This is a genomic window from Duganella levis (genome assembly GCF_009857605.1).
Lineage (GTDB): Bacteria > Pseudomonadota > Gammaproteobacteria > Burkholderiales > Burkholderiaceae_D > Rugamonas > Rugamonas levis.
The window spans coordinates 16,229-40,235 of sequence record NZ_WWCT01000008.1 but is presented as its reverse complement, the minus strand read 5'-3'; the positions used below and the strand labels follow the sequence as shown (position 1 = coordinate 40,235).

24 protein-coding genes are annotated in these 24,007 nt (G+C 63.5%); 9 read left to right on the top strand and 15 right to left on the bottom strand.

Annotation, left to right across the window (positions count from 1 at the left end; all coding sequences use genetic code 11):
* Window positions 1–7: 7 nt before the first annotated feature.
* Genes GTP69_RS12010 through GTP69_RS12000 form a run of 3 tightly spaced genes read left to right on the top strand, consistent with a single transcriptional unit; the run spans window position 8 to window position 3,028 of the window.
* Window positions 8–1,207, top strand: coding sequence for an acetyl-CoA C-acyltransferase (locus tag GTP69_RS12010; RefSeq protein WP_161055129.1), 1,200 nt, complete (start codon window positions 8–10; stop codon window positions 1,205–1,207).
* Window positions 1,208–1,882, top strand: a complete 675-nt coding sequence (locus GTP69_RS12005; protein WP_161055128.1) for an SDR family oxidoreductase — start codon at window positions 1,208–1,210, stop codon at window positions 1,880–1,882.
* An 18-nt stretch (window positions 1,883–1,900) separates the two neighbouring features.
* Window positions 1,901–3,028 carry an acyl-CoA dehydrogenase family protein gene (locus GTP69_RS12000; RefSeq protein ID WP_161055127.1) on the top strand — a complete coding sequence of 376 codons (1,128 nt, stop codon included), beginning with the start codon at window positions 1,901–1,903 and terminating at the stop codon, window positions 3,026–3,028.
* A 40-nt stretch (window positions 3,029–3,068) separates the two neighbouring features.
* Here GTP69_RS12000 and GTP69_RS11995 read toward each other — a convergent pair whose 3' ends face one another.
* The 9 genes from GTP69_RS11995 to GTP69_RS11955 form a co-directional block, all read right to left on the bottom strand.
* Window positions 3,069–3,362: a GIY-YIG nuclease family protein gene (locus GTP69_RS11995; RefSeq protein WP_161055126.1), complete on the bottom strand. Its 294-nt coding sequence runs from the start codon at window positions 3,360–3,362 to the stop codon at window positions 3,069–3,071.
* Between the two features lie 112 nt (window positions 3,363–3,474).
* Window positions 3,475–4,062, bottom strand: coding sequence for a flavin reductase family protein (locus GTP69_RS11990; RefSeq protein WP_161055125.1), 588 nt, complete (start codon window positions 4,060–4,062; stop codon window positions 3,475–3,477).
* A gap of 10 nt (window positions 4,063–4,072) precedes the next feature.
* Window positions 4,073–4,990, bottom strand: coding sequence for a signal peptidase I (lepB, locus tag GTP69_RS11985; protein WP_161055124.1), 918 nt, complete (start codon window positions 4,988–4,990; stop codon window positions 4,073–4,075).
* Window positions 4,987–6,273 carry an arsenic transporter gene (locus GTP69_RS11980; RefSeq protein WP_161055123.1) on the bottom strand — a complete coding sequence of 429 codons (1,287 nt, stop codon included), beginning with the start codon at window positions 6,271–6,273 and terminating at the stop codon, window positions 4,987–4,989. Before GTP69_RS11980 ends, lepB begins: the two co-directional genes overlap by 4 nt.
* Complete coding sequence (locus GTP69_RS11975) at window positions 6,267–6,728, bottom strand: arsenate reductase ArsC (protein WP_161055122.1); 462 nt, start codon at window positions 6,726–6,728, stop codon at window positions 6,267–6,269. The genes GTP69_RS11980 and GTP69_RS11975 overlap by 7 nt, the downstream gene beginning before the upstream one ends.
* Before the next feature lie 2 nt (window positions 6,729–6,730).
* Window positions 6,731–7,024 carry an ArsR/SmtB family transcription factor gene (locus GTP69_RS11970; protein WP_161055121.1) on the bottom strand — a complete coding sequence of 98 codons (294 nt, stop codon included), beginning with the start codon at window positions 7,022–7,024 and terminating at the stop codon, window positions 6,731–6,733.
* Between the two features lie 60 nt (window positions 7,025–7,084).
* Complete coding sequence (locus GTP69_RS11965; protein ID WP_161055120.1) at window positions 7,085–7,339, bottom strand: hypothetical protein; 255 nt, start codon at window positions 7,337–7,339, stop codon at window positions 7,085–7,087.
* 386 nt (window positions 7,340–7,725) lie between these two features.
* On the bottom strand, window positions 7,726–8,640 hold the full coding sequence (locus GTP69_RS11960; protein ID WP_161055119.1) for a YihY/virulence factor BrkB family protein: 915 nt from the start codon (window positions 8,638–8,640) through the stop codon (window positions 7,726–7,728).
* 20 nt (window positions 8,641–8,660) lie between these two features.
* Window positions 8,661–10,313: an ABC transporter substrate-binding protein gene (locus GTP69_RS11955; RefSeq protein WP_229260913.1), complete on the bottom strand. Its 1,653-nt coding sequence runs from the start codon at window positions 10,311–10,313 to the stop codon at window positions 8,661–8,663.
* A gap of 98 nt (window positions 10,314–10,411) precedes the next feature.
* Between GTP69_RS11955 and GTP69_RS11950 the strand changes: the two genes are divergently transcribed.
* The 5 genes from GTP69_RS11950 (at window position 10,412) to ampC (ending at window position 17,171) form a co-directional block, all read left to right on the top strand.
* Entirely contained in the window at window positions 10,412–11,650 is a 1,239-nt protein-coding gene (locus GTP69_RS11950; protein ID WP_161055117.1) for a spore maturation protein, read from the top strand.
* Window positions 11,634–13,136: a D-alanyl-D-alanine carboxypeptidase/D-alanyl-D-alanine endopeptidase gene (dacB, locus tag GTP69_RS11945; protein ID WP_229260912.1), complete on the top strand. Its 1,503-nt coding sequence runs from the start codon at window positions 11,634–11,636 to the stop codon at window positions 13,134–13,136. Before GTP69_RS11950 ends, dacB begins: the two co-directional genes overlap by 17 nt.
* A gap of 13 nt (window positions 13,137–13,149) precedes the next feature.
* Window positions 13,150–14,127 carry an aldo/keto reductase gene (locus GTP69_RS11940; protein WP_161055116.1) on the top strand — a complete coding sequence of 326 codons (978 nt, stop codon included), beginning with the start codon at window positions 13,150–13,152 and terminating at the stop codon, window positions 14,125–14,127.
* A 127-nt stretch (window positions 14,128–14,254) separates the two neighbouring features.
* Complete coding sequence (gene blaOXA, locus GTP69_RS11935) at window positions 14,255–16,003, top strand: class D beta-lactamase (protein WP_371867911.1); 1,749 nt, start codon at window positions 14,255–14,257, stop codon at window positions 16,001–16,003.
* A 43-nt stretch (window positions 16,004–16,046) separates the two neighbouring features.
* On the top strand, window positions 16,047–17,171 hold the full coding sequence (ampC, locus tag GTP69_RS11930; RefSeq protein WP_161055247.1) for a class C beta-lactamase: 1,125 nt from the start codon (window positions 16,047–16,049) through the stop codon (window positions 17,169–17,171).
* Window positions 17,172–17,173: 2 nt separating this feature from the next.
* On the opposite strand, the gene GTP69_RS11925 is transcribed toward ampC, so the two are convergent.
* Genes GTP69_RS11925 through GTP69_RS11910 form a run of 4 tightly spaced genes read right to left on the bottom strand, consistent with a single transcriptional unit; the run spans window position 17,174 to window position 21,934 of the window.
* Window positions 17,174–18,022 (bottom strand): N-acetylmuramoyl-L-alanine amidase, encoded by an 849-nt coding sequence (locus GTP69_RS11925; RefSeq protein WP_161055114.1) that lies wholly within the window; start codon window positions 18,020–18,022, stop codon window positions 17,174–17,176.
* A 20-nt stretch (window positions 18,023–18,042) separates the two neighbouring features.
* Complete coding sequence (locus GTP69_RS11920; protein ID WP_161055246.1) at window positions 18,043–18,942, bottom strand: N-acetylglucosamine kinase; 900 nt, start codon at window positions 18,940–18,942, stop codon at window positions 18,043–18,045.
* 2 nt (window positions 18,943–18,944) lie between these two features.
* On the bottom strand, window positions 18,945–20,639 hold the full coding sequence (locus tag GTP69_RS11915) for a glycoside hydrolase family 10-like protein (protein WP_202424393.1): 1,695 nt from the start codon (window positions 20,637–20,639) through the stop codon (window positions 18,945–18,947).
* Between the two features lie 23 nt (window positions 20,640–20,662).
* Window positions 20,663–21,934, bottom strand: coding sequence for an MFS transporter (locus GTP69_RS11910; protein ID WP_161055112.1), 1,272 nt, complete (start codon window positions 21,932–21,934; stop codon window positions 20,663–20,665).
* A 43-nt stretch (window positions 21,935–21,977) separates the two neighbouring features.
* On the opposite strand from GTP69_RS11910, the gene GTP69_RS11905 reads away from it, so the two are divergent.
* Window positions 21,978–22,217 carry a hypothetical protein gene (locus GTP69_RS11905; RefSeq protein WP_161055111.1) on the top strand — a complete coding sequence of 80 codons (240 nt, stop codon included), beginning with the start codon at window positions 21,978–21,980 and terminating at the stop codon, window positions 22,215–22,217.
* A 99-nt stretch (window positions 22,218–22,316) separates the two neighbouring features.
* On the opposite strand, the gene murQ is transcribed toward GTP69_RS11905, so the two are convergent.
* Window positions 22,317–23,195 carry an N-acetylmuramic acid 6-phosphate etherase gene (gene murQ, locus GTP69_RS11900; protein ID WP_161055110.1) on the bottom strand — a complete coding sequence of 293 codons (879 nt, stop codon included), beginning with the start codon at window positions 23,193–23,195 and terminating at the stop codon, window positions 22,317–22,319.
* Between the two features lie 5 nt (window positions 23,196–23,200).
* The gene (locus GTP69_RS11895; RefSeq protein ID WP_110845935.1) at window positions 23,201–23,941 is read right to left on the bottom strand and encodes a GntR family transcriptional regulator; all 741 of its coding nucleotides are present in this window, start codon (window positions 23,939–23,941) and stop codon (window positions 23,201–23,203) included.
* Window positions 23,942–24,007 lie beyond the last annotated feature (66 nt).

Genomic DNA, 24,007 nt, shown 5'->3' with positions numbered 1-24,007 from the left:
TTTGAACATGAATGATCCTATCGTCATCGTGGGCGCAGCCCGCACCCCCATGGGCGCCTTCCAGGGCGACTTCTCGGCCAAGGCCGCGCACGACCTGGGCGCCGTCGCCATCCAGGCCGCCGTCGAGCGCTCCGGCATCGACGGCAAGCTGGTGGAACACGTCTACTTCGGCAACTGCCTGATGGCGGGCCAGGGCCAGGCGCCAGCGCGCCAGGCGCTGTTGAAAGCCGGCCTGCCAACGTCCACCGGCGCCGTCACGCTGTCCAAGATGTGCGGTTCGGCCATGCAGGCCGCGATCTTCGCGCACGACCAGCTGATCGCCGGCAGCGCCGACGTGGTGATCGCCGGCGGCATGGAGTCGATGACCAACGCGCCCTACCTGGTGCCGAAGGCGCGCGGCGGCTACCGCATTGGCCACGGCATGCTGTTCGATCACATGATGTACGACGGCCTGGAAGACGCTTACTCGCGCAACGAGAAAACCGGCGAAGGTCGCTCGATGGGCACCTTTGCCGAAGACTGCTCGGCCAAGTATGCATTCACGCGCGAGGCGCAGGACAACTTCGCCATCGAATCGGTGAAGCGCGCGCAAGTCGCCACCAGCGAAGGCTACTTCAAGTGGGAAATCGCGCCGGTCACCGTGACCTCGCGCGCCGGCGACACCGTCATCGACAAGGACGAAGGCCCGCTGAAAGCCAAGGTCGAAAAGATCCCGACGCTGCGCGCCGCCTTCAAGAAGGACGGCACCATTACCGCTGCCTCGTCGTCGTCGATCAACGACGGCGCCGCCGCGCTGGTGATGATGCGCGAATCGAAAGCCAAGGAACTGGGCCTGACGCCAATCGCCCGCATCCACGGCCACGCCACCTTTGCGCAGGAACCGAACTGGTTCACCACCGCACCGATCGGCGCCATCGAAAAGCTGTACAAGAAAATCGGCTGGAGCACCAAGGACGTCGACCTGTTCGAGATTAACGAAGCCTTCGCCGCCGTGCCGATGGCGGCCATGCACGATCTGGACATCCCGCACGACAAGGTCAACATCCACGGCGGCGCCTGCGCGCTGGGCCACCCGATCGGCGCTTCCGGCGCGCGCATCATCGTCACGCTGCTGGGCGCCTTGAAACGCACCGGCGGCAAAAAAGGCGTGGCGGCGCTGTGCATCGGCGGCGGCGAAGCGACTGCGATGGCAGTGGAGCTGGTGTAAATGGCGACGGCACTGATTATCGGCGCCTCGCGCGGCATCGGGCTGGAGCTGGTCAAGCAATACCGCAACGACGGCTGGCGCGTGATCGCCACGGCGCGCAAGCAGGAAGACTGCGACGCGCTGGCGGCGCTGGGCGCCGAGCCGCACAAGCTGGATGTGACCAACTTGGAAGCGGTGGCCGGCATTGGCTGGAAGCTGGATGGTGAAGAATTGGATGTCGCCATCCTGAACGCGGGCGTGTACGGCCCGCGTCACGACGGCTTTCCGGCGCAGGCGGACTTTGATGCGGTGATGCACACCAATGTGCTGGCGGCGATGCGTTTGCTGCCGGTGTTGGCGCCGCTGGTGTGCGCGTCGCGCGGCGACGGCAAGCTGGCGGTGCTGTCCTCCCGTAAGGGATCGTTGAGCGAGCGCACCTCGCCTTCGGGATCGCTGTACCGCGCCAGCAAGGCTGCGCTGAATTCCGTGCTGATCGACACCGCGCTGGTGTTCGGCAAACAGGGCGCGACTTGCGTGGCCTTCCATCCGGGCTGGGTACAGACCGACATGGGCGGCGCCGGCGCCGACATCACGGTGGAGCAGAGCGCAACCGGCATTCGCGCCACGCTGGCGGCGCTGCCTGCATCCGAACAGGCGGTGTACCGCGACTACGCCGGCCACACCATCGGCTGGTAAAAAAAAACGAGACACGCAATGATACTGAGCCAGGAACATGAAATGATCCGCGACGCCTTGCGCACCTTCGCACAGGACCGTCTCGTCCCCAACGCCGCCCGCTGGGACAAGGAACACCACTTCCCCAAGGAAGAACTGAAGGAGCTGGCGGCGCTGGGCGCCTTCGGTGTCGCGGTGCCGGAAGAACTGGGCGGCGCCGGCATGGATTACGTCTCGCTGGCCCTGGTGCTGGAAGAAATCGCCGCCGGTGACGGCGGCACCTCCACTATCATCTCGGTCAACAACTGCCCGGTATGCAGCATCGGCATGATGTACGCCAACGCCCGGCAAAAAAAACAGTGGCTGCGGCCCCTGGCGCAAGGCGACATGCTCGGCGCCTTCTGCCTCACCGAACCGCACACCGGCAGCGACGCCGCCGCCCTGCGCACCACTGCCACGCGTGATGGCGACCACTATGTGCTGAACGGCGTCAAACAATTCATCACCAGCGGCAAGCACGCGGACGTCGCCATCGTCATGGCCGTCACCGACAAGAACGCCGGCAAGAAAGGCATCAGCGCCTTCTGGGTGCCGACGTCCACGCCGGGCTATATCGTCGCCGGCATCGAGCAGAAGATGGGCCAGCACTCGTCCGACACCGCGCAAATCGTGTTTGAAAACTGCCGCATCCCGGCCGAGAATCTGATCGGCGAAGAAGGCCAGGGCTACAAGATCGCCTTGTCCGGACTGGAGGGAGGCCGCATCGGCATCGCCTCGCAATCGGTCGGCATGGCGCGTTCCGCCTACGAAGCCGCGCTGCGTTACGCGCGTGAACGCGAAAGCTTCGGCAAGCCGATCTTCGAACACCAATCGGTGCAATTCAAACTGGCGGAAATGGCGATGCAGATCGAAGCCGCGCGCCAGTTGATCCTGCACGCCGCATCGATGAAAGACGCCGGCCTGCCCTGCCTGAAGGAAGCCGCCATGGCCAAGCTGTTCGCCTCCGAAATGGCGGAGAAGGTGTGCTCCGACGCCATCCAGATCCACGGCGGCTACGGCTACGTCAGCGACTTCCCGGTAGAACGCATCTACCGCGACGCCCGCGTATGCCAGATCTACGAAGGCACCAGCGACATCCAGAAAATCCTGATCGCCCGCGCGCTCTAACCCTCGTCATTCCCGCGTAGGCGGGAATCCATAACCCGCTTCAAACACAGATATCCAAAAACAAATCCCGCCATAAGGGATTTGTTTTCTGTATCAGCTCAATCTTCCAATCACGCCGCCATTTCTTGATCTGCTTTTCTCGAGTAATGGCAGCGTAGATATCTGTGTGCTGTTCGAACCAAACCAACTGCTTGACGTTATATTTTTTGGTGAATCCATCGACAAAACCCTCACGATGCTCGTAAACCCGGCGAATGAGATTTGATGTCACTCCGAGGTATAGCGTGCCATACATACCGCTGGCCATCATATAAACATAGCTGATCTTGTCCATTTTTCTCTCATCCTTCAAGTCAGTGAGAAAAATGGTTGTGTTGTTGGGTGTAGCTAGCTTTGACTTAGCGCATATGTTCTATGGATTCCCGCGTACGCGGGAATGACGGTGGCTATTTTGCTCCTGTGACATCTGCCACCACCGCTTCGCCGATGGCGTAGAAATTGCCGCCGGCGATGTAGTGCAGGCTGCGCCACTGCGGATCGGCGTTTTCGAACGCCCAGTGGCCATTCTGGAATACGCGGTCGTCCGCATATGCAGCCACCACTTCGCCGATGAACAGATCGTAGACCTGTTCATTGCGCGGCTCCGGCAGCACTTTGCAGATCAGCCATGCCGATGAACCAACGACCAGCGGCACATCGTAGCCTTCAACCTTGAACAGCTGCACGTCGGCCTTGGCCAGCTTGTCCGGCGTATCGACGGCGCTGGTGTGGCCGACATCGTAGGTCAGCTGCAGCTGCGCCATGTTCGGCACCTGCAGCACGAAGTAGCCGCTCTGCTCCACCAGCGGACGCGTGGCAGTGGCCTTGTCCAGCACCACGGTCACCTTCGGCGGCGCAAAATCCAGCGCGCAAGACCACGCCGCCGACATCACATTCTGCACCCCGCCATGGCTGGCCGACACCAGCACCGTCGGCCCGTGATTCAATAAACGATATGCCTTCGCCAGCTCCACCGGCTTGATATGCTGATCCAATCCCTGCTCCTTAATTGCGCGGCATAGCGACGTACACCACCTTGCCAATCACCGCACTGGCAGGCACAAAGCCCCAGAAACGGCTGTCCATACTGTTGTCCCGATTATCGCCCATGACGAAATAGCTCGCTGCCGGCACCGTGCAGCTCAGCGTCTCGCCATCGTCCGTGCATTCTTTCGGCAGCGCCAGGTCGCCGCGCGGCACCCGCGCCGGCGCCTGCTCACGCAAAAGAATGTCATGCTCTTGCTGACCGAATTTTTCGCGATAGCGCTTCAGGTACATCAGCCGCTCGTCGTCCAGATAATCCTTCAGTTCCTGGCCGCGACCATCCACGCCATTCACCAGCACATGCTTGTCGCGGTAGACGATTTTGTCGCCGGGCAGACCAACCACGCGCTTGATGTAGGACTGGCTCGGATCGACCGGAAAATCGAATACCAGAATATCGCCACGCTCCAGCGGCGCCCAAATTGCGCCATGACCGAGCCGGTGTCCCATGCTGCCGTAGTAGCCGAAGCCCCACTTCTGCACCATCACATTGGCGCCGACCGGCAGCGCGGGAATCATCGCCGAGGAAGGGATCTTGAACGGCTCATACAAAAATACGCGCAGCGACACCATGACGATGGATGCCGCCACCGCCACGCCAACCAGCCCATACCAGCGCGAATGCCATGGCCGCTGTTCATCAAATGTGCGCTCGCCGGCAAAGCGGTAGGCGCGCCAAATCCACAGCACCGTCAACGCCACCGAGACCAGGCCAAACAACAGCGGCGACTGATGACCGGGCACCAGGAAGCCGGCGGTGCCCACCACCAGCCCCGCCACAAAACTGAGCAACGCCCAGCGCGGCGCGCCGACATACAGGAACGCCAGCGGCGCGGCCAGGATACTCAGGACAACGGCAATCCACTTTTTAGGTTTCAAAACATCTCCAGACGGACGGCCAATGCCGCCAAGGTGACAAACAACACCGGCAAGGTCAGACACGCGCCGACGCGGAAGTAGTAACCCCACGTGATGCGCGTGCCTTTGTTGGCCAGCACGTGCAGCCAAAGCAGCGTGGCCAGGCTGCCGATCGGCGTGATCTTCGGACCGAGATCGCTGCCGATCACGTTCGCATAAATCATCGCTTCGCGCACCACGCCCTGCGCCGACGACGCATCCACCGACAAGGCGCCAATCAGCACCGTCGGCAGGTTGTTCATGATAGACGACAGAATCGCCGTCAGGAAGCCGGTGCCCAGCGCAGCGCCCCACACGCCATGCTGGCCGCACCAGTCCAGCGCCGTTGTCAGGTAGGCCGTCAGCCCGGCGTTGCGCAAGCCGTACACCACCAGATACATCCCCAGCGAGAAGATCACGATCTGCCACGGCGCATGCAGCAGCACTTCGCGCGTGGAGATGCGATGGCCGCGCGACGCCACCACCAGCAGCACCGCCGATCCTACCGCCGCCACCACGCTGATCGGCACGCCCATCGGCTCGATGACGAAGAAGCCAATCAGCAGCAGGCCCAGTACCCACCAGCCGGCGATGAAGGTGGCGCGGTCGTGGATCGCCAGCGCCGGGTTCTTGATCTGCTTCACATCGTAATCGGCCGGGATATCGCGGCGGAAGAACCACATCAGCGCCGCCAGCGTGGCCGCCACCGCGACGAAGTTCACCGGCACCATCACCGCCGCATAACGCGCGAAGCTGATGTGGAAGTAATCGGCCGAGACGATGTTGACCAGGTTCGACACCACCAGCGGCAAGCTGGCCGTATCGGCGATGAAGCCGGCCGCCATCACAAACGCCAGCGTGGCCTTGGCCGAAAAGCGCAGCTCCAGCAGGATGGCGATCACGATCGGCGTCAGGATCAGCGCCGCGCCGTCATTGGCAAACAGCCCGGAGACAGCGGCGCCCAGCAGCACCAGCATGACGAACAGCCGCTTGCCGCTGCCGCCACCCCAGCGCGCCACGTGCAGCGCCGCCCATTCGAAGAAGCCGGCCTTGTCCAGCAACAGGCTGGTGATGATGATGGCCACAAAGGTAGCGGTGGCGTTCCAGATGATGTGCCAAACCACCGGAATGTCGCTGACGTGGATCACGCCCGCCAGCAGCGCCACCAATGCCCCCAGCGACGCGCTCCAGCCGATACCCAGCCCACGCGGCTGCCAGATCACCAGCACCAGCGTGGCGATGAAAATCAGGATGGCGCTCAGCATGCGGCACCGAGCGTGCCAATGCGGTCCAGTGCTGCTTGCGACAGCGTCGGCGCGGCCAGAAACGCCTCAATGCGCGCTCGGAGGATGCGGTAAGTCTCCTCGAAGGCCGCCTCGATTTCTTCATCGCTGCCCACCAGATGGCTCGGATCTTCCACGCCCCAATGCGCGCGCAGCACCGGACCGAGATAGGCCGGGCAAGTTTCGCCGGCCGCGCTGCCGCACACGGTGATCACCGCATCCGGCGTCACCGGCAGCGCATCCCACGATTTGCTGTAATAGCCTTCGGTGGAGATGCCTTTGCGCTGTAACAGCGCCACCGCGCGCGGATTCAGCTGGCCGGTCGGCTGGCTGCCGGCGCTGAGCGCCCGCCAGCCCTCGGGAGCCAGATGATTGAAGACTGCTTCGCTCAACAACGAGCGGCAGGAGTTACCGGTACACAGAAAAAGTATATTCATCGTTAGCAGGAGCCGCCACCGCAGCAGTTTTCAGTTAAAAATCCGATCAGTTCATTCATGGCGCCGGTATCCGCCGAGTAGATCACAAAGCGCCCGTCCTGGCGCGACGAGATCAGGCCGGCATGCGCCAGCTCTTTCAAATGAAACGACAGGGAAGACGGCGCAATCGCCAGTTGCTCGCCGATTTTGCTGGCGGCCAGGCCAGCCGGCCCGGTCTGCACCAGCAGGCGGAACACGGCCAGGCGGCTCTCTTGCGCCAGAGCCGCCAGCGCGGCCAGGGTTTGTTTGGTATCCATGCGGCCTATGCTAGCGCAATTGATTCCACATTTCAAATAATATCGAAATGAATCGCAAAATTAATTGGAGACGAAGCCGGAGCGGATGTCGATCAATTCGGAGGCGGGAAGCGCGCGCTGCACGTCGGCGATCGCGCTGGAGAGGGCGGCAGCGGCGCTGTCGGCCGGACGGCGGAAGTCCAAGACCAGATTGCCGGCGCGGTTGAAACTCAGCAGCGCATCCTCACAGCCGCCGGCGGCCAGTTGCGCTGATAATTCGTCGTAATCGTGATCCTGGGTGGCCAGCCGGTATCTGAGCGTAAAAGCGAATTCCATCGTGCTCCTCCCATCCGCACTCCAGAATAGGCCGACGCTGCCTGGCGCGTTTGGGCGAACGCAAAGGACGCACAAAAATGCGGACGAAAAAAAAGCCCACATCTCTGCAGGCTTCGTTCCAATGTATTACCTATGCTTCAATCGTACCGGTCTCCAGGGCTATCTGCCAAGTGAGTCGGCGTCTCAGGCGCCCATGCTATCTGCATAGTGCCCCTAACGTGTAAATCGACTAATGTCTTCGGGATTACAACTCCGGTTTCTGCGTCACCTGCGCCATCGAACTTACACAACTCTGGGCGCGGCGCATCGGCCGGATGTGGGACTGTTTGCTGGGCAAACCTCAACCACAAACAAAGTGTACCACAGTTTTTGTGCAACGCACAAATTTATTTTGAAATAGTTTCGGTGACCAGCGGCTTGGGCGCCTGCTTCGGCGCTTCGCGGCCGGCCCGTTCAAACTCGGAAATCACCTGCGCACCGAACAGCAGCAGGGTGGCGCCGATCTCCAGGCTGAACATGACGATGATGGCGGTGGTCATCGAGCCATACACCACGTTCACCTGCGACAGCGTGGAGAAGTACCACACCAGGATGCGGCGGGCGATTTCCCACAACAGCGCCGCCGTCACGCCGCCGATCAGCGCATGCGACAGCGACAGCCGGCCCACCGGCATCACCAGGTAAATCGACGACAGCACCAGCACCTCGCCCGCCAGCCCCAGCAGATACAGCAGCACGCCCGACACACCATTCAGCGACCAGCTATAGCCGAACAGCTGCACACTCTCCTGGCCCAGCACCTGCAAGCTGCCGGCCACCAGCGTCACCAGCAGCATGCCGGCGCCCAGCGACAGGATGTAGCAGTAGGGCATTACCGCCGAAATCAGGAAATGCCGCCGCCGTATCTCCACCCGGTGCTTGAAGATCACGCACATGGCGTTTTCCAGCACCGTGAAGGCTAGCGAACTGAAGAACAGCATGGTGACCACCAGCACGCCACCGACCAGGTCGCGATGTTCCAGGAAATGCGCCACCTCGGCCACGATCGGCTGCGCCTGCCCCGGCACCAGCCAGTTCAGATAGCGGCCGACCGCCGCCAGCAGTTCATCCTGCGCAATGATGTGCGACAGCGCCACCACCGCCAGCATCAGCAGCGGCAGGATCGACAGCAGCGAGTAATACGCCACCGCGCCCGCCAGCAGCAGGCCTTGGTTGGCGCGGAAGCCTTTCAGGCATTGCACCGTGAAATCCATGGGATGACCGGCAACATAGGCCAGCGCCCGGCGGTTGAGTAAGTTCATCTTGTCATTGTAGGCACCGCTCAGTGCGCGGTATGTGCGTCTACGTCCAGATAGCGCCAGTTGGTGAACTCCACCGGGTGGCGACGGTAATTTTTCAGCCACGGCTGTTGCAGGTCGGCGGAGATAGGATGCGTCAGCAACACCCACGGCGTGTAGGCGTGGATGAGTTGCGCCAGTTCATCATACAACGCGGTGCGCTGCGGCGATTCCCCCATCAAGCGGGCTTGCTCGTAGCGTTGATTGTAGGCAGGCAGGTTGAAGCGCGCGTAGTTGGCGCGGCCGGCGTTGGGACCGTACAGCAGCTGGTAGAAATTATCGCCATCGGGGAAGTCGGCCACCCAGTTGGTCTCAAACATCATCACCGAACCCAGGCGCGAAGCCTTGATGATTTCGGTTTTCTTGTCGCTCTTGAAGGTGACGTTGAGGCCGATCGCGTTGAGGTTCTTGCGCCACAGCTCGTCGCGCAGGCGGCCGACGGTAGAGGCTTCGCTGTGCATCACCAGCGTCAGCGGCTTGCCGTCCGGCTGCATGCGATAGCCGCTCTTGCCCTTGCGGTAGCCGTAGCGGTCCAGCAGCGCATTGGCCAACGCCGGATCGTAGGCGACCGGGCTGCGGTAGTCGGGATCGTTGCCCAGTACATTGGGCGGCAGTGGCGTCACGGCCGGCAGCGCCAGGCCTTTCTTCATTTGCGCGATGTCTTCGGCGCTGTTGTAGCCGAGCGCGATGGCGCGCCGCAGCGCCACCTTCTCCTTGCTATAGCCGCCGATTAGCGGATCGTCCATGTTCATCCACATGTAATACGTTTGCAGTACCGGAAACGGCGCCAGCACGATGCCTTTGCGGGCCAGCTCGGGCTGCAACTGGTTGTCAGCGGTCAGCACCATTTCCTTCATCGACTCCGGCACCTGCTCCAGGAAATCAAATTCGCCATTCAGGAAGCCCAGCACGCGCGACTGGTATTCCTCGACGATCTTGATATCGATGCGGTCGAGGATGGGCAGGCGCTGTCCCTGGAATTCGGTCGGACGAAAGTCGCGGTTGGCCAGCAGCACGATCTGGTCGCTACGCTTCCAGCTGCCGATCTTGAATGGGCCGGTGCCGATGGGATGGTTGCCGGCTTGCGCGCCGTAAGCCTGCACCACTTCGCGCGCCACCACGGACGTGGCCGGCATCGCCAGATAGAACAGGAAGTTGGGGTCGGGCGCTTTCAGGCGGATGCGCAGCGTGAACTTGTCCACCGCCTCGATGCCGGCCACGCCGTCGAACAGATACAGCCACGGCGATTTCAGCGCCGGATCGTACAGGCGCTTGAGGCTGTAGACGTAATCGTCGGCGGTGGCCTGCCGGTGCGCGCCATGAAAAGCGGCATCCGGCGTGAAGTAGACGTCCTGGCGCAGATGGAAAGTATAAGTCTTGCCGCCGTCGCTCAGCTCCGGCATGGCGGCGGCCGTGTTGGGGATCAGTTTGACGGGACGGGCCAGGTAATCGTAGCGCAGCAGCGGGTCGAACAGGTTTTCCAGCAGGCTCAGGCTGGCTACGTCGGAGGCCACGGCAGGGTCGAGCGCGGTTTCGCCGGTGCTGAGGAAGGCGTGCAGCACTTTCGGCGCGGGCTCGGCATGGCCAGCGACCGTGATGGCCAGCGCCAGCACGGCGGCTGCACAAGTTTTCAGCATCCTTCCCATGATTCCTCGCACGGTAAAGCGGCAGCTTATAACTTTTTGCGCTTGCTTACCCGCTATACTTTGCAAATTGCCCACTGCATACACGAAAAATGTCGCTCAACTACATCTGGTCTGGCTTCTTCCTGGTGGGATTTCTGGCCGCGTTGGCGCAGTTCCTGTTCCTGGGCGACACGGAAATCTTCAAGCGCATCATCGACGGCACCTTTGACTCGGCCCGCACCGGCGTGATGGACATCGCCCTGCCGCTGGCCGGCGTGATGACGCTGTGGCTGGGCATCATGAACATCGGCGAAAAAGCCGGCGCCATCGACCTGCTGGCCAAGCTGATCGCACCGTTCTTCTCGCGCATCTTTCCCGGCGTGCCGTCCAACCACCCGGCCACCGGCCACATGGTGATGAACTTCTCGGCCAACCTGCTGGGCCTGGACAACGCCGCCACCCCGTTCGGCTTGAAGGCGATGGAAAGCCTGCAAACGCTCAACCCCAACAAGGACGAACCGACCGACGCGCAAATCATGTTCCTGGTGCTGCACACCTCGGGCTTGACCTTGATTCCGCTGGCCATCATGGCGCAGCGCTCAATTCTCGGCGCGGCTGATCCGTCCGACATCTTTATCCCCTGCATGGTGGCGACCTATGTGGCGACCATGACCGGCATCATCGCCGTCTCCATCCGCCAGCGCATCAACCTGTTCAACCGCGTGGTGGTGGGCTGGCTGGGCGGCATCACCGCCTTCATCGTCGGGCTGGTCTGGTACTTCACCAATTATTTGACCAAGCCGGAGATTGAAACCTTCTCCAAAGTCTTCAGCAACTTCGTGCTGATGGCCGTGATCGGCGGCTTCATCATCGGCGCGCTGCGCAAGAAGGTCAACGTCTACGAGGCCTTTATCGAAGGCGCCAAGGGTGGCATCCAGACCTCGCTGACCGTGATTCCGTATCTGGTCGGCATGCTGGTGGCGATCAGCGTGATCCGCAATGCCGGCCTGCTGGGCTTTGTGGTGCAGGGCTTCAGCTGGCTGTTCGGCCACCTCGGCGTCAACACCGACTTCGTCTCGGCGCTGCCGACCGCGCTGATGAAGCCGTTGAGCGGCAGCGCCGCCAAGGCCATGATGATCGACACCATGCAAACCTATGGCGTCGATTCCTTTGTCGGCCGCCTGGCCTGCGTGTTCCAGGGCTCGGCTGACACCACTTTCTACATCGTCGCGCTGTATTTCGGCTCGGTCGGCATCCGCAAGACGCGCTACGCGATCTCCTGCGGCCTGATCGCCGACTTCGCCGGCGTGCTTGCTGCGATTGCGATTTCCTATGTTTTCTTCCACTAAATTGTTACGCCGTCTGCTGGTTGCCGCGCTGATCGCGGCCGGCGCTGCCCACGCTGCGGATCTGCCGGAGCCGGTGGCGCGGCTGATGCAGTCGTCAAATATTCCGCCCGAAGCGGCCGGCATCATCGTCATGCGCGGCGATACCGTGCTGGTGTCGCACAACCCGCAGCAAAGCATGCAGCCCGGCTCCACCATGAAGCTGTTCACCACGCTGACGGCGCTGGAGCAGCTGGGACCAGTATTCCGCGGCCGCACCGAATTGCGCAGCAGCGCTGAAGTCGTCAACGGCGTCCTGCAAGGCGACCTGATCCTGCGCGGCGGCGCCGATGCCGACTTTAACGAAGACGTGCTGGGCCACATGCTGCAAGCGCTGCGCAACCAGGGCATCCGCCGCATCAAGGGTGACATCATCATCGACCGCCTGCTGTTCACGCCATCGCGGCCGGATGCGGGGCAGCCGCCGTTTGACGAATATCCCTGGGCCTACTACAACGTCATCCCGAACGCGGCGCTGATCAACACCAACCTGCTGAAAGTGGAAATGCGCTCCACCGGCAACAAACTGTCGCTGGTGATGCTGCCGGAAATGGAAAAAGTCAGCATCCGCTCGGAGATGAAACTGACCGATGCCGCCTGCGCAAGCTGGGAAAACGGCTGGCGCACGCCGGACTATTCGCGCAAAGGCGACCGCATCGAAGTGGTGCTGCACGGCAGCTTTCCGAAAGACTGCACCAAATCCACCAGCATCAACGTGCTGGACAGCCAGGACTTCCTGGCGCGGCTGCTGCTAGCCGAATGGAGCAAGCTGGGCGGCTCGTTGAGCGGCGAAGTGCGCGAGGCCGCCATCCCCGTTGCGCCGGCCGACGCCACCCCTGCACCGGTAGCGACCACCCGCCTTCTGGCCGAGCACGTCTCCCGCACGCTGCCGGAAATCGTCCGCGACACCAACAAACAATCCGACAACACGCTGGCCCGCACCATCTTCCTCAGCCTGGGCAGCCTGGAAGCCGATCCGCAACTGGGCAGCAAACCGCTGCCACCGGACGCCGGCGGCGCCAGCACCTCGATGCGCGCTGAAACCGCGATCCGCGCCTGGCTGCAGCAGCACAACATCGACGGCAACGGCCTGATCCTCGACAACGGCTCCGGCCTGTCGCGCAGCGAACGCGCCACGCCGGCGCAACTGGCGGCCCTGCTGCAAGCCGGCCTGAAAAGCCTGTGGATGCCGGAATTTCTCGCCAGCCTGCCGGTCGCCGCCACCGACGGCACCATGCGCCGCCGCTTGAAGGAAAGCCCGGCCGCGCAGCGCGCGCGCCTGAAAACTGGTAGCCTGACCGGCATGATCGCCATCGCCGGCTACGTGCAGGACGCCAACAACCAGCCCTGCATCGTGGTCGCCATTCTCAACGACGCCCACGTCGCCAACGGCGCCGGCCGCGCCGTGCTGGACGAATTGGTCGACTGGGTCGCCCGTTCCGGCAACTAATCAGGAGTACCGCATGAAACAACGTCAGTTAGGTAAGCAAGGATTAACCGTCTCGGCCGAGGGGCTGGGCTGCATGGGCATGAGCAATGTGTATGGAGCGGCGGATGAGGGCGAGTCGATCGCCACGCTGCACCGGGCGATTGAGCTGGGAATTAATTTTTTCGATACGGCCGAGGTGTACGGGCCGTATCACAATGAGGAGCTGCTGGGCCGCGCCTTCAAGGACCGGCGCAGCGAGGTGATCCTGGCGACCAAGTTCGGCTTCGATATCCGTGACGGCGTGCGCCATGCCGTGACCAGCGATCCGGCGCACATCCGCGTGGCGGTTGAGGGTTCGCTGCGCCGCCTGGGTACCGACTACATCGATCTGCTGTACCAGCACCGCATCGATCCCAAGGTGCCGATCGAGGATGTGGTCGGCGTCATGGGTGAACTGGTGAAAGAGGGAAAGGTGCGCTACTTGGGCCTGTCCGAGGCCGGCGTGGCGAATATCCGTCGTGCCCATGCGGTGCATCCGATCAGCGCGCTGCAAAGCGAGTATTCGCTGTGGGAGCGCAATCTGGAGGCGGACATCATTCCGGTACTGCGCGAGCTGGGTATCGGCCTGGTGCCGTTCAGCCCACTGGGACGCGGCTTCCTGGCCGGCACCGCCAAGCGGGCGGAGGAATATCCGCCGACCGATTTCCGCCATCAGGACCCACGCATGCAAGGCGCGAACTTCGATGCCAATATGCAGGCGGCGCAAACGGTGCGCGAACTGGCCGCCGCGCGCGGTCTGGCGCCGGGCCAGGTTGCGCTGGCCTGGGTGCTGCAACAGTGTGACGATATCGTGCCGATTCCGGGCACGCGCCGTCGCGCCAACCTGGAGCAGAACGCCGCCGCTGCCGACGTGGTCCTCAGCACCGCCGAAATCGCCACGCTGGAAGGCGCGCTGGAACACATCGCCGGCCTGCGCTATAACGATGAGCGCATGGCCACCGTCGACCGCTAAAACACCAGCCCCCCGCCGCCCTTCCGCCGCAGCGCGGGCGAGTGGCAGGGCACAGTTGGCGATGCCGCTTGACCTCATTGCGACAACTGTCGCATAATGATGGCAACAGTCGCACATGGAGTCGCACGTGTCTATCTTCGCTATTTTTACCGGTCTGGAGCCGCTAGCCCTGCGCTTTGCGCTGGCCAGCGCCGGCTGCGTGGCCGCCGGTCTCGGCGTGTGGGCGGTGACGACCTTGTGCCGCCGCTGGCTGCCCGCCATCGCTGCGCAGCGCTCCGTGTGGCTGCTGGGCCAGTGCACCGTCGTCGCGGCCTTCCTGCTGATCCTGCTGCCGCAAAGCGAACGCCTGCGCATGCTGCCGCCGATCGATATCGAAAACTACGCCATGCCAGCGCCTGCCGCGCGCGCCGACGCCAGCACCACCGCACCCGCCACCGCCGCCAAAGACGCGCCGACCACCATCTCGCCGCAAACCCTCCTCACCTACACCACCCAAGGCTGGCTGCTGCTGTACGCACTGGGCCTGGGCTACACGATGATCCAGCTACTGCGCACCCGCCGCACGCTGGACGCACTGGCCTCCGCCGGCAACCGCACCAACGCCGCACCAGTCCACACCATCGAAATCGACGCGCCGATCTCGCCTATGCTATTCGGCCTGCTGCGTCCACGCCTGCTGCTGCCGTTGCATCTGCGCGGTTTTGATGAAGACCAGCGCCAGATGATCGTCGAACACGAACTGACGCACTGGCGCCGCCACGACCTGCAATGGGCCAGCGCCGGCATCGTGCTGCAAACGCTGCTCTGGTTTAATCCCTTCATGCGCCTGCTGCGCAACCAGCTGTCATGGGCACAGGAACTGGGCTGCGACCGCGACGTGCTGCAAGGCCGCCCGCAAGCGCAACGCAAAGCCTACGCCGCCGCGCTGATCGCGCAACTGAAACTCCAGCAAACGCCCATCGCTACCGCACTCGCCTTCGGCCATGTCACGCCCGATACGCTGGCCGACCGCATCGCCTTGATACGCACACCCGCCAAAGCCCTGCGAGGACCATGGACCCGCATCGCCACGCTGGCCGCACTGGCCGCCGTGCTGGCGACCAGTCTGGCGCTGCAACCATCGCTGGCATCGCAAAGCGCCAGCCTGCTGTCCTGCACCGCGCTGGTGGACGCCGCCACCGGCCAGTCGCTACGCCGCGACGGCCAATGCGGCGAACGCGCCACGCCCGCCTCCACCTTCAACATCGTGGTCGCGCTGATGGGCTACGACAGCGGCATCCTGGCCGACGAACACACGCCGGTCATCAAGTACCAGCCAAGCTATCGCACCTGGGACCACGCCGACTGGCGCATCGACACCGATCCTTCCAGCTGGATCAAATACTCCAACCTGTGGTACGCGCAGCAGGTCACCACGCGGCTGGGCGAAGACAAGCTGCGACGCTACGTCAGAGGCTTCGGCTACGGCAACCAGGACGTCTCCGGCGACGCAGGCAAGCATAATGGCCTGACCCAGTCGTGGGTAGAATCCTCGCTGACGATTTCGCCCGACGAGCAGGTCGCCTTCCTGCGCAAGATCGTCAACCGCCAGTTGCCGATTTCCGCCAAAGCCTACGACATGACATCGCGCATCCTGCATCCGCAAACGCTGGCCAACGGCTGGACCATCTACGGCAAAACCGGCACCGGCTCACCGCCTCTGATCAACAGCGACGACGACCGCCAGTACGGCTGGTACGTTGGCTGGGCCACCAAGGGCAGCCGCACCATCGTCTTCGCCAACATGACGCTGGACCACCGACAGGACGTCTTCGCCGGCCCGCGCATCCGCGACGCCTTCCTGCGCAACGTCGCCACCCAACTCGACACGCTTTAACCCACCACCCACCCAAGGAGACATCTTGTCTACACTGAGCCGCATGGCATTTGCCATCGCAGCAGGCTGCTGCATACCCGTCGCCGGCGCTGCCGACCTGCAAACCGTAGTCGATCAGGCCATCAAGCCGATCATGAAAGAGCACGACGTGGCGGGCATCGCCGTCGCCATCACCATCGACGGCAAGCCGGCTTTCTTCAGCTACGGCGTGGCGTCGAAGGAAAGCGGCACGCCGGTCAGCGAACACACTCTGTTTGAACTGGGCTCGGTCAGCAAGACCTTCACCGCCACCATGGCGTCGTATGCGCTGGTGCAGGGCAAGCTGTCGCTGGACGATCATCCCGGCCGCTACGTGCCCAAGCTGAAAGGCACGCCGCTCGACAAAGCCACGGTACTCAACTTCGGCACCTACACCGCCGGCGGCCTGCCGTTGCAGTTCCCGGACGACGTGAGCGACGATGAACAAGGCATGCTGACCTACTTCGGCCACTTCAAGCCGAGCGCCGCGCCGGGCCAGGTGCGCGTGTATTCGAATCCCAGCCTCGGCATGTTCGGCCACCTGGCCGGCCTGTCGCTGAAAGCCAATCCGGCCGACGTGCTGGAAAAGCAGATCCTGCCCAAGCTGGGCATGACCCATACCTACCTGCGCATGCCGCCAAGCGCGATGCCCAATTACGCCTGGGGCTACAACCAGGAGAACAAGCCAGTCCGCATGGGACAGGAGCTGTTCTCGGGCCAGACCTACGGCGTGCGCTCCAGCACCTCGGACCTGATCCGCTACGTGCAGGCGAATATCGATCCGAGTCACCTGGACGCCACGCTGCGCAGCGCCATCGAAGGCACGCACATCGGCTACTACCGCGTCGGCGGCATGGTGCAGGGACTGGGTTGGGAACGCTATGCGATGCCGGTGTCGCTGGACACGCTACAGGATGGGAACTCCAGCAAGATGAGCCGCGAAGCCAATCCGGCCACGCTGCTGACGCCACCCAAGCCGCCATCCGACAACGTCTGGTACAACAAGACCGGCGCCACCAACGGCTTCGGCGCCTACATCGCCTTTATCCCGGCGAAGAAAATCGGCATCGTCATTTTGGCGAACAAGAACTACCCGATCGCCGACCGCGTCAAGGCCGCTTATGCGATCCTGAACGCGCTCAAGGACTGAGGTTATTGGCCGCCATCCGCTGCCGGCGCGGTGGATGGCGCAGGCAAGTTAGGCAAGGTAGGCACAGGACTGGTCAGCACATCGAGAATGGCGGCGGTTTCCGCGTCGGGCGTGCCGTCGTACAGCGCCGGGCGGTATTTGGTCTGGAATACCGAGATGACGTTGCGCGTGGCCTGATCCAGTTCGCCGGTTTGCGGCACGGCGTAGCCATGGTCGGCCAGCTTGCGCTGGAACCAGGCCACTTCCGGCAGCTGCTCCTGGAAGCCCGGCAGGCGCGCCGCCACGCGACTGGCTTCCGGCCACGGAATCAGGCCGGCATCGGCCAGCTGCTTCCACGGGAACAGCGGCCCCGGGTCCTGCTTGCGCTGCGGCGCGATATCGTTGTGGCCGAGGATATTCCCCGGCGCGATGTTGTGGCGCTTGACGATATCCTTCAACAGCAAAATCAACTGGTCGATTTGTGACTGCTTGAATGGCGCATACACGCGACCCTCCGGCGTCTCCTTGAAGCCCGGATTGACAATCTCGATGCCGATCGAGGCGGAATTGAGCTGGTTGTAGATCTTCCAGCTGCTGTAGCCCGCGTGGTTGGCCTGGCGCGATTCATCCACCAGCGTGTAGAAGAACGGCGGATCGGTATCGGTCAGCAGGTAGTGCGCGCTGACGTCGGCGGTGGTCAGCGTCTTGATCGAACGCGGCGTGTCGCTCACCGTGTAATGCACGATGATGTACTTGATACGTTCGCTCTGCGCGCGCGCTGTCAGCGTATGGTCCAGCCGAGGTCCGGGCGGCGGCACCGTGGCGCAACCGGCGACCAGCGCGGTCAGGGCAAGCAGGGGAACTATCTTCATGGCGTCTCTCGGCTATCGATTCAATCAGGGGAGTGTAGAGCAATCCGCGCCGCAGCGTGGTGCGCCAGCGTGTGACGCTGCGTCAGCGACAAGGTAGCTGGCAGCGCGGCGCGCATGCTTTGCGCGATCAGCGGATGCAGCTGCGCCGCCCGTCCGCCCAGCGTGATCGGACGCGCGCCGTAGCGGCCCACCAGCGCCAGCGCAATGCGCGCCAATTCGCGGCCGGCGTTTTCCAGGATCGACCGCGCCACCGGATCGGCATCCGCGCTGGCGGCGACGGCCAGCGCCAGGCTGCCGATGGCGCCGCGATCCTGGCCGTAGATGAACTGGCGCGACAAGGCCCAGTCGCTGCCACCGATCTGGTCGAACACCGCGCGCGCCATAGCCGACTGCTGCCACGCGCCCGGCTGCTCATCTTCCAGCCGCCAGATATGCCGCATGGCCTCGCGTGCGATCCAGAATCCGCCGCCGCCGTCATCCAGCGTCACGCCTCGTCCACCGGCGCGGTGGAACTGGCCGCCGGCGTCGATCCACGCGGCGATGGAGCCGGTGCCGGCGTACACCAGATAGCCCTCGCCCGGCGCAAAGTTGTCCAGATACGCGATCTCCACGTCGTTGCGCATGCTGATGGCGGCCGGCGCGATCTTCAGCGCCTCCGCCAGCAACTGCGTCACCTGCGTGCTGGCGCCGTCAAAGCCGGTCAGGCCGGCGCACGCGCGCAGCGGCTGGCCGGAGGCCCGCACCTGCGTCGCCAGCATGGCGAAGATGCCGCGCACCGCATCGCGGCCGGCGGTGCTGTTCATCTGCGTGGCCGACATGCCGCCCACGCTGCCCTCGGCCACAATCGCCCCCGCCGCATCGGCCAGGGCCCAACGGGTTTGCGTGCCACCTGCATCGATGCCCAGACCGAGATCGCTCATCATCAGCTCCGTGTGTAGACCTGTATCCGTTCGCTTTCATTCCCCAGGCGGTCGACCGCGCTGACCACCACCGACTGCGCCGCCGCACCCGCCGCGTCGTCGGCCAGCAGCAGCACCGGACGCGATGCCGGCGCTACCGCAAAGCGCCACTCATTGCCGTAGCGCGACCAGATCGCATAATGCGCCACCGGCTTGCCGGCGCCGGCGGACAACTTGACCGCCACGCCATTGCTGTCACGCCGCGCGGCCGCTTGCGGCACGGCCGGCGCATCGTTGCCCAGCCACGGCGTGGGCGGCGTCAGCGCGGCGGTTTGATACGCCTGCGTTCTCAGTTGATCGCTGATGCCCTTGCGGTTCTCCATCAGCGCCGCAATCGAGAAGTGCAGGTGGCCGCGCACGCCGCTGCGGCTGCGCGTGACGCCGATCTGTTTGACGATTTCCTCCGGCGCGAACGCCTTGGCGCTGTTGTCGATGCGGCTGGTGTACAGGCCAGGCCACACATGGCGCGCGTGCGTGTTCTGCGCCAGCCAGTAATCGAGCAGCACATCGAACGCCTGCGGCGCCTGCGCCACCGGCCAATACAGCTGCGGCGCAAGGTAGTCGAGCCAGCCGTTGGCCAGCCACATTTCCGCGTCCGCATACAGTTTGTCGTACTGGCTGAAACCGACGATGCCGGCGGGACGACGGTCCGGCCGGCCGATGCCAAAGGGGCTGATGCCGAAGCGTACCCACGACTTCTCCTTGTGGATGCCGAGGTACATCGCTTCGATCAGCGAGTTGACGTTCTGGCGGCGCCAGTGCGCGCGGTCCAGCGTGCCGCCGGACAGCAGGTAACGCTGCCATGACAGCTGGTCCGGGAATTCCAGTTCCTGCTTGCCGCCGCTGCTGGTGCTGGCGTCCAGCGCCACGCCTTCCGGCCCGGCCGCATTCGGCGTATCGATCGGATACGGATAGAAGTAATCGTCGATATGCACGCCGTCGATATCGTAGCGGCGCACCACGTCCAGCACCACGTCCAGCGTGTGCTGCGAGGCGGCCGCTTCGCCCGGGTCCATCCACAGATAGCGGCCGTAAGGCTTGATCACCTCCGGCAGCCTGCGGCCGATATGGTTGGCGGCCAGCGGCGACTTGGCAGTGGCGTGACGCGCGCGGTAGGGATTGAACCACGCATGCAGTTCCAGCCCGCGCGCGTGCGCCTGTTCGATCCAGAATTGCAGCGGATCCCACGGCTGCGCCGGCGCGCGTCCCTGCTGGCCGGTGAGGAATTCCGACCACGGTTCCAGCTCGGACGGATAAATCGCATCGGCGCTCGGCCGCACTTGCAGCACGATGGCGTTCAGATTCAGCGCCCGCGCGCGGTCCAGAATGGCGAGGGCTTCGGTTTGCTGCTTGGCCATGGTCAGGTTGCTGCGGCTTGGCCAGTCGATATTGGCGACGGTGGACACCCAGGCCGCGCGGAACTCACGCGGCGCCGCCGGCGGCATAGTGGGATCGAAAGCCACCGCCGGTCCCGGTGCCGGCAACGATCCGGCTGGGGCCGGTACTGCGGGACGGGCAGACGTCGTCACGCCAGCTTCTGGCACGGGCGCAGTCGGCGTACTGGAACATCCATCAAGCAGCGCCGCCAGACCAGCCGCCACGCCAGCCGACAAAGTCAGCCGCTTCTTCGCATTAAAAACCAAAACCACTCTCCGCATCAGTTGAGACCGTATTGTAATGGCTATTGCCGGCCAAATTCGGCCGGGATGCGCACCCGTGCGGCCAGCACAAACGCCGGCAAAGTCGAAATACACGCCCAGATGAAGAACTGTTGATAACCCAGCTGCTGCTGGATCCAGCCGCTGACCATGCCCGGCAACATCATGCCGAGGGCCATGAAGCCGGTGCACAGCGCATAGTGGGCGGTTTTATGTTCGCCATCGGCCACCAGCACCATGTACAGCATGAAGGCGGCAAAGCCGAAACCGTAGCCGAACTGCTCCACCGCCAGGCACAGCGACACCAGCGCCAGATTACCCGGCAAGGCCGTGGCCAGATACACAAACACCAGGTCCGGCACGTGCATGACGACCACCATCGGCATCAGTGCGCGCTTGAGGCCGAAACGCGACACCACCACCCCGCCGGCCAGCCCGCCCAGCACCAGCGCGCACACGCCGATGGTGCCGTAGACCAGGCCGAAATCCGACGTGCTGAGGCCGAGACCGCCCTTGGCGCGCGGATCGAGCAGGAACGGCGCGGCCATCTTCAGCAACTGCGCTTCGCCGAGGCGATACAGCAGCAGGAAGCCAAGCGTAACGCCGATCTCCTGCTTCTGGAAAAAGCTGCGGAACGTGTGGACAAAATCCTGCCACAGCGCGCCGCCGGCCGTGTGGCGGCGATCGTCACTTGGACGCGGCAACATCAGCTGGTGATAGCCGCACAAGGCCAGAAACAGCACCGCCATCAACGCAAACACCACCGACCAGGCGTGCACCGGATCGCCGGTGGCTTTCATCAGCTGGCCGGCGAGATACACCAGACCGCCTTGCCCGCTGATCATCGCCAGCTTGTAGAACGCGCTGCGCACGCCAACGAAAGCGGCCTGCTGACGCTGGGTCGGCAAGCCGAGCATGTAGAAACCATCGGAAGCGATATCGTGCGTGGCGGACGAGAACGCCATCAGCCAGAAGATCAGCAGCGTCCAGCGGAAGAAATCGGGCGCGTGCAGCGTGAGCGCCACCGCCGCCAGCCCGGCGCCGCCGACCAGCTGCATCAGCACCGTCCAGCGGCGCTTGGTGCCGAACATCTCCACAATCGGCGACCACAGCGGCTTGACCACCCACGGCAGGTACAGCCAGGCGGTATAAAACGCCAGATCGGCATTCGAGATGCCGAGGTTTTTGTACATGACGGTCGACAGCAGCATGACCGCGACGTAGGGCACGCCCTGGCTGAAGGACACGCTGGGCACCCAGGCCCAGGGATTTGCGTTGCGACTGGTTATTTTCATCGCAGGTACGATACGGTTACCTTCCACAGAACGCAACCAAATCATGTACCTGCTGACGTATTTGCTGATCCTGCTGTCCTACCCGCTGCTATTTCTGATGATCACGCCGTTCATCCTGGGTCCCGTGACGATCTACCTTGGCTTCCGCGCCTGGCGCAACAAGCTACGAAAGCAGCCCGGCATCAGCGGCCTCGGCAAACTCTTGGCGGCAAACGCCATGCTGATCGCCACCGCCTCGATGATTTTCGAGATCTACATCATCAACACCCAGTATCGCGTCTAATCCGTAATCCGGGGTCAGGTCCGGCACTTGGACACGAGCACAGCCCTAGTCTTCGCTAAGGCTGTGCTCGTGTCCAAGTGCCGGACCTGACCCCGGGTTTTAGTCTAGTGCGGTGCGGAGGTTGCCGTCGGTGGCGTCCAGCAGGGCTTGTGCCTGGTCGGCAGGGAGGTGTTTCAGTAGTACGACGATGGCGGTTTTGACGTGGAAGTGGCTTTGCTCCAGCGCTGCGCGCGCGGCGGCTTCGGTGGCGCCGGTGGCGTGCATGGTCAGGTGGATGGCGCGCTCCACCAGCTTGACGTTGGTCGGATGCAGGTCGACCATCAGATTGCCGTAGACTTTATGCAAGCGCACCATCAGCGCGCTCGACAATGTGTTCAGCGCGATCTTTTGCGCCGTGCCGGCCTTGAGCCGGGTGCTGCCGGAGATCACTTCCGGGCCGGTATCGAGGCAGATGCCGATGTCGGCCCCACCCAGCAGCGGCGTGCCAGGATTGTTGGCGATGCCGACCGTCAGCGCGCCCACCGTGCGCGCCGCCTGCAACGCGCCCAGCACGTACGGCGTGGTACCGGACGCCGCCACCAGCAAAATCACATCGTTGTAGTTGGGATAGAGCAGGCGCAGGTCGGACGCACCCTTGTTGCGGTCATCTTCCGCCCCTTCGACCGCCTGGAACATCGCACCCAGGCCGCCGGCCAGCAGCGCCATGGCCCGCTCCGGCGACCAGGAAAAGGTCGGCGACAGTTCCACGCTGTCCAGAATCCCCAGCCGCCCCGAGGTGCCCGCGCCGACATATACCAGCCGTCCACCGGCCGCCACGCGCGGCGTCATCGCCGTCACCGCCGCGCTGATGCTGGCCGCAGCCGCCTTCACCGCCTGCGCCGCCAGCGCCTGGTCGTCGACCAAGGCATCGACCAGGGCCTCCACCGGGTAGAGGTCCAACTGGGGATGCTGCGTACTCGGCGTCTCGGTCTTGAGCATGGGATTTAAGTAGCGCGGCGCATCTCCGCGACGAAATCGTAGTGATCGCTATGGCAATACGAATGGGTCAGCTCCATCGCCTCGCCGGTTTCCAGATAGGCAATCCGGGTGATGTACAGCAGCGCCTGGCCCTCCGGCACGCCCAGCTGCGCCGCCAGGTCGGCCGACGCATTCATCGCGCGGATGTGCTGCAAGGCCCGAGCCGGCGATTTGTTGATGCTGTCCAGATACTGGTAAAGCGAGTTGCCGACCGCATTCGGGTCGTTCAGCACCGTTTGCGGCAACACCGACACCTCGTACGCCATCACCACGTCATCGGCCAGCCGCAACCGTTCCAGCCGCGCCACCTTGGAATACGGCGACAGCCCCAGGCTCAGCTGCTCTTCCGGCGTCGGCGCGACGATGGCGCGCTTGAGCCAGCGCGAACCGGGAATGTGGCCGCGCTGCTGCAACTGTTCCGAAAAACTGGTGAGGTTGGACAGCGGCTGTTCGATGCGCGGCGCAATATAGTTGCCGGAGCCGCGACGGCGCACCACCAGTCCCTGGTCCACCAGCTGGTCGATTGCCTTGCGCGCGGTGACCCGCGAAACGTTTAACAGTTCCGACAAAGTGCGTTCCGACGGCAGCGCCTGATCCACCTGGTAGCGGCCATTGAGCACATCGTCGCTCAATTTGCGGGCAATTTGCATGTACAACGGCGAACTGTCGTTGGCATCCGCCTTGAATTCAAAACTGGTCTGGCTCATTCAATTCTCCTCACTCCGCTAGTGTAATAGCGATGCGGAAAACGGTGTGCGCCGCGTGCGGTGTGA

Bases quoted from the DNA above. Each gene is read 5' to 3' on its own strand.
- GTP69_RS11960 (WP_161055119.1), bottom strand. From the start codon at position 8,640: ATGAACTTACTCAACCGCCGGGCGCTGGCCTATGTTGCCGGTCATCCC.
- GTP69_RS11925 (WP_161055114.1), bottom strand. From the start codon at position 18,022: ATGAAGATAGTTCCCCTGCTTGCCCTGACCGCGCTGGTCGCCGGTTGC.
- dacB (WP_229260912.1), top strand. From the start codon at position 11,634: ATGTTTTCTTCCACTAAATTGTTACGCCGTCTGCTGGTTGCCGCGCTG.
- GTP69_RS11965 (WP_161055120.1), bottom strand. From the start codon at position 7,339: ATGGAATTCGCTTTTACGCTCAGATACCGGCTGGCCACCCAGGATCAC.
- GTP69_RS11970 (WP_161055121.1), bottom strand. From the start codon at position 7,024: ATGGATACCAAACAAACCCTGGCCGCGCTGGCGGCTCTGGCGCAAGAG.
- GTP69_RS12005 (WP_161055128.1), top strand. From the start codon at position 1,208: ATGGCGACGGCACTGATTATCGGCGCCTCGCGCGGCATCGGGCTGGAG.
- GTP69_RS11940 (WP_161055116.1), top strand. From the start codon at position 13,150: ATGAAACAACGTCAGTTAGGTAAGCAAGGATTAACCGTCTCGGCCGAG.
- murQ (WP_161055110.1), bottom strand. From the start codon at position 23,195: ATGCTCAAGACCGAGACGCCGAGTACGCAGCATCCCCAGTTGGACCTC.
- GTP69_RS11910 (WP_161055112.1), bottom strand. From the start codon at position 21,934: ATGAAAATAACCAGTCGCAACGCAAATCCCTGGGCCTGGGTGCCCAGC.
- GTP69_RS12010 (WP_161055129.1), top strand. From the start codon at position 8: ATGAATGATCCTATCGTCATCGTGGGCGCAGCCCGCACCCCCATGGGC.
- GTP69_RS11950 (WP_161055117.1), top strand. From the start codon at position 10,412: ATGTCGCTCAACTACATCTGGTCTGGCTTCTTCCTGGTGGGATTTCTG.
- GTP69_RS11895 (WP_110845935.1), bottom strand. From the start codon at position 23,941: ATGAGCCAGACCAGTTTTGAATTCAAGGCGGATGCCAACGACAGTTCG.
- GTP69_RS11920 (WP_161055246.1), bottom strand. From the start codon at position 18,942: ATGAGCGATCTCGGTCTGGGCATCGATGCAGGTGGCACGCAAACCCGT.
- GTP69_RS12000 (WP_161055127.1), top strand. From the start codon at position 1,901: ATGATACTGAGCCAGGAACATGAAATGATCCGCGACGCCTTGCGCACC.
- ampC (WP_161055247.1), top strand. From the start codon at position 16,047: ATGGCATTTGCCATCGCAGCAGGCTGCTGCATACCCGTCGCCGGCGCT.
- GTP69_RS11955 (WP_229260913.1), bottom strand. From the start codon at position 10,313: ATGCTGAAAACTTGTGCAGCCGCCGTGCTGGCGCTGGCCATCACGGTC.
- GTP69_RS11905 (WP_161055111.1), top strand. From the start codon at position 21,978: ATGTACCTGCTGACGTATTTGCTGATCCTGCTGTCCTACCCGCTGCTA.
- GTP69_RS11995 (WP_161055126.1), bottom strand. From the start codon at position 3,362: ATGGACAAGATCAGCTATGTTTATATGATGGCCAGCGGTATGTATGGC.
- GTP69_RS11975 (WP_161055122.1), bottom strand. From the start codon at position 6,728: ATGAATATACTTTTTCTGTGTACCGGTAACTCCTGCCGCTCGTTGTTG.
- GTP69_RS11980 (WP_161055123.1), bottom strand. From the start codon at position 6,273: ATGCTGAGCGCCATCCTGATTTTCATCGCCACGCTGGTGCTGGTGATC.
- GTP69_RS11915 (WP_202424393.1), bottom strand. From the start codon at position 20,639: ATGCGGAGAGTGGTTTTGGTTTTTAATGCGAAGAAGCGGCTGACTTTG.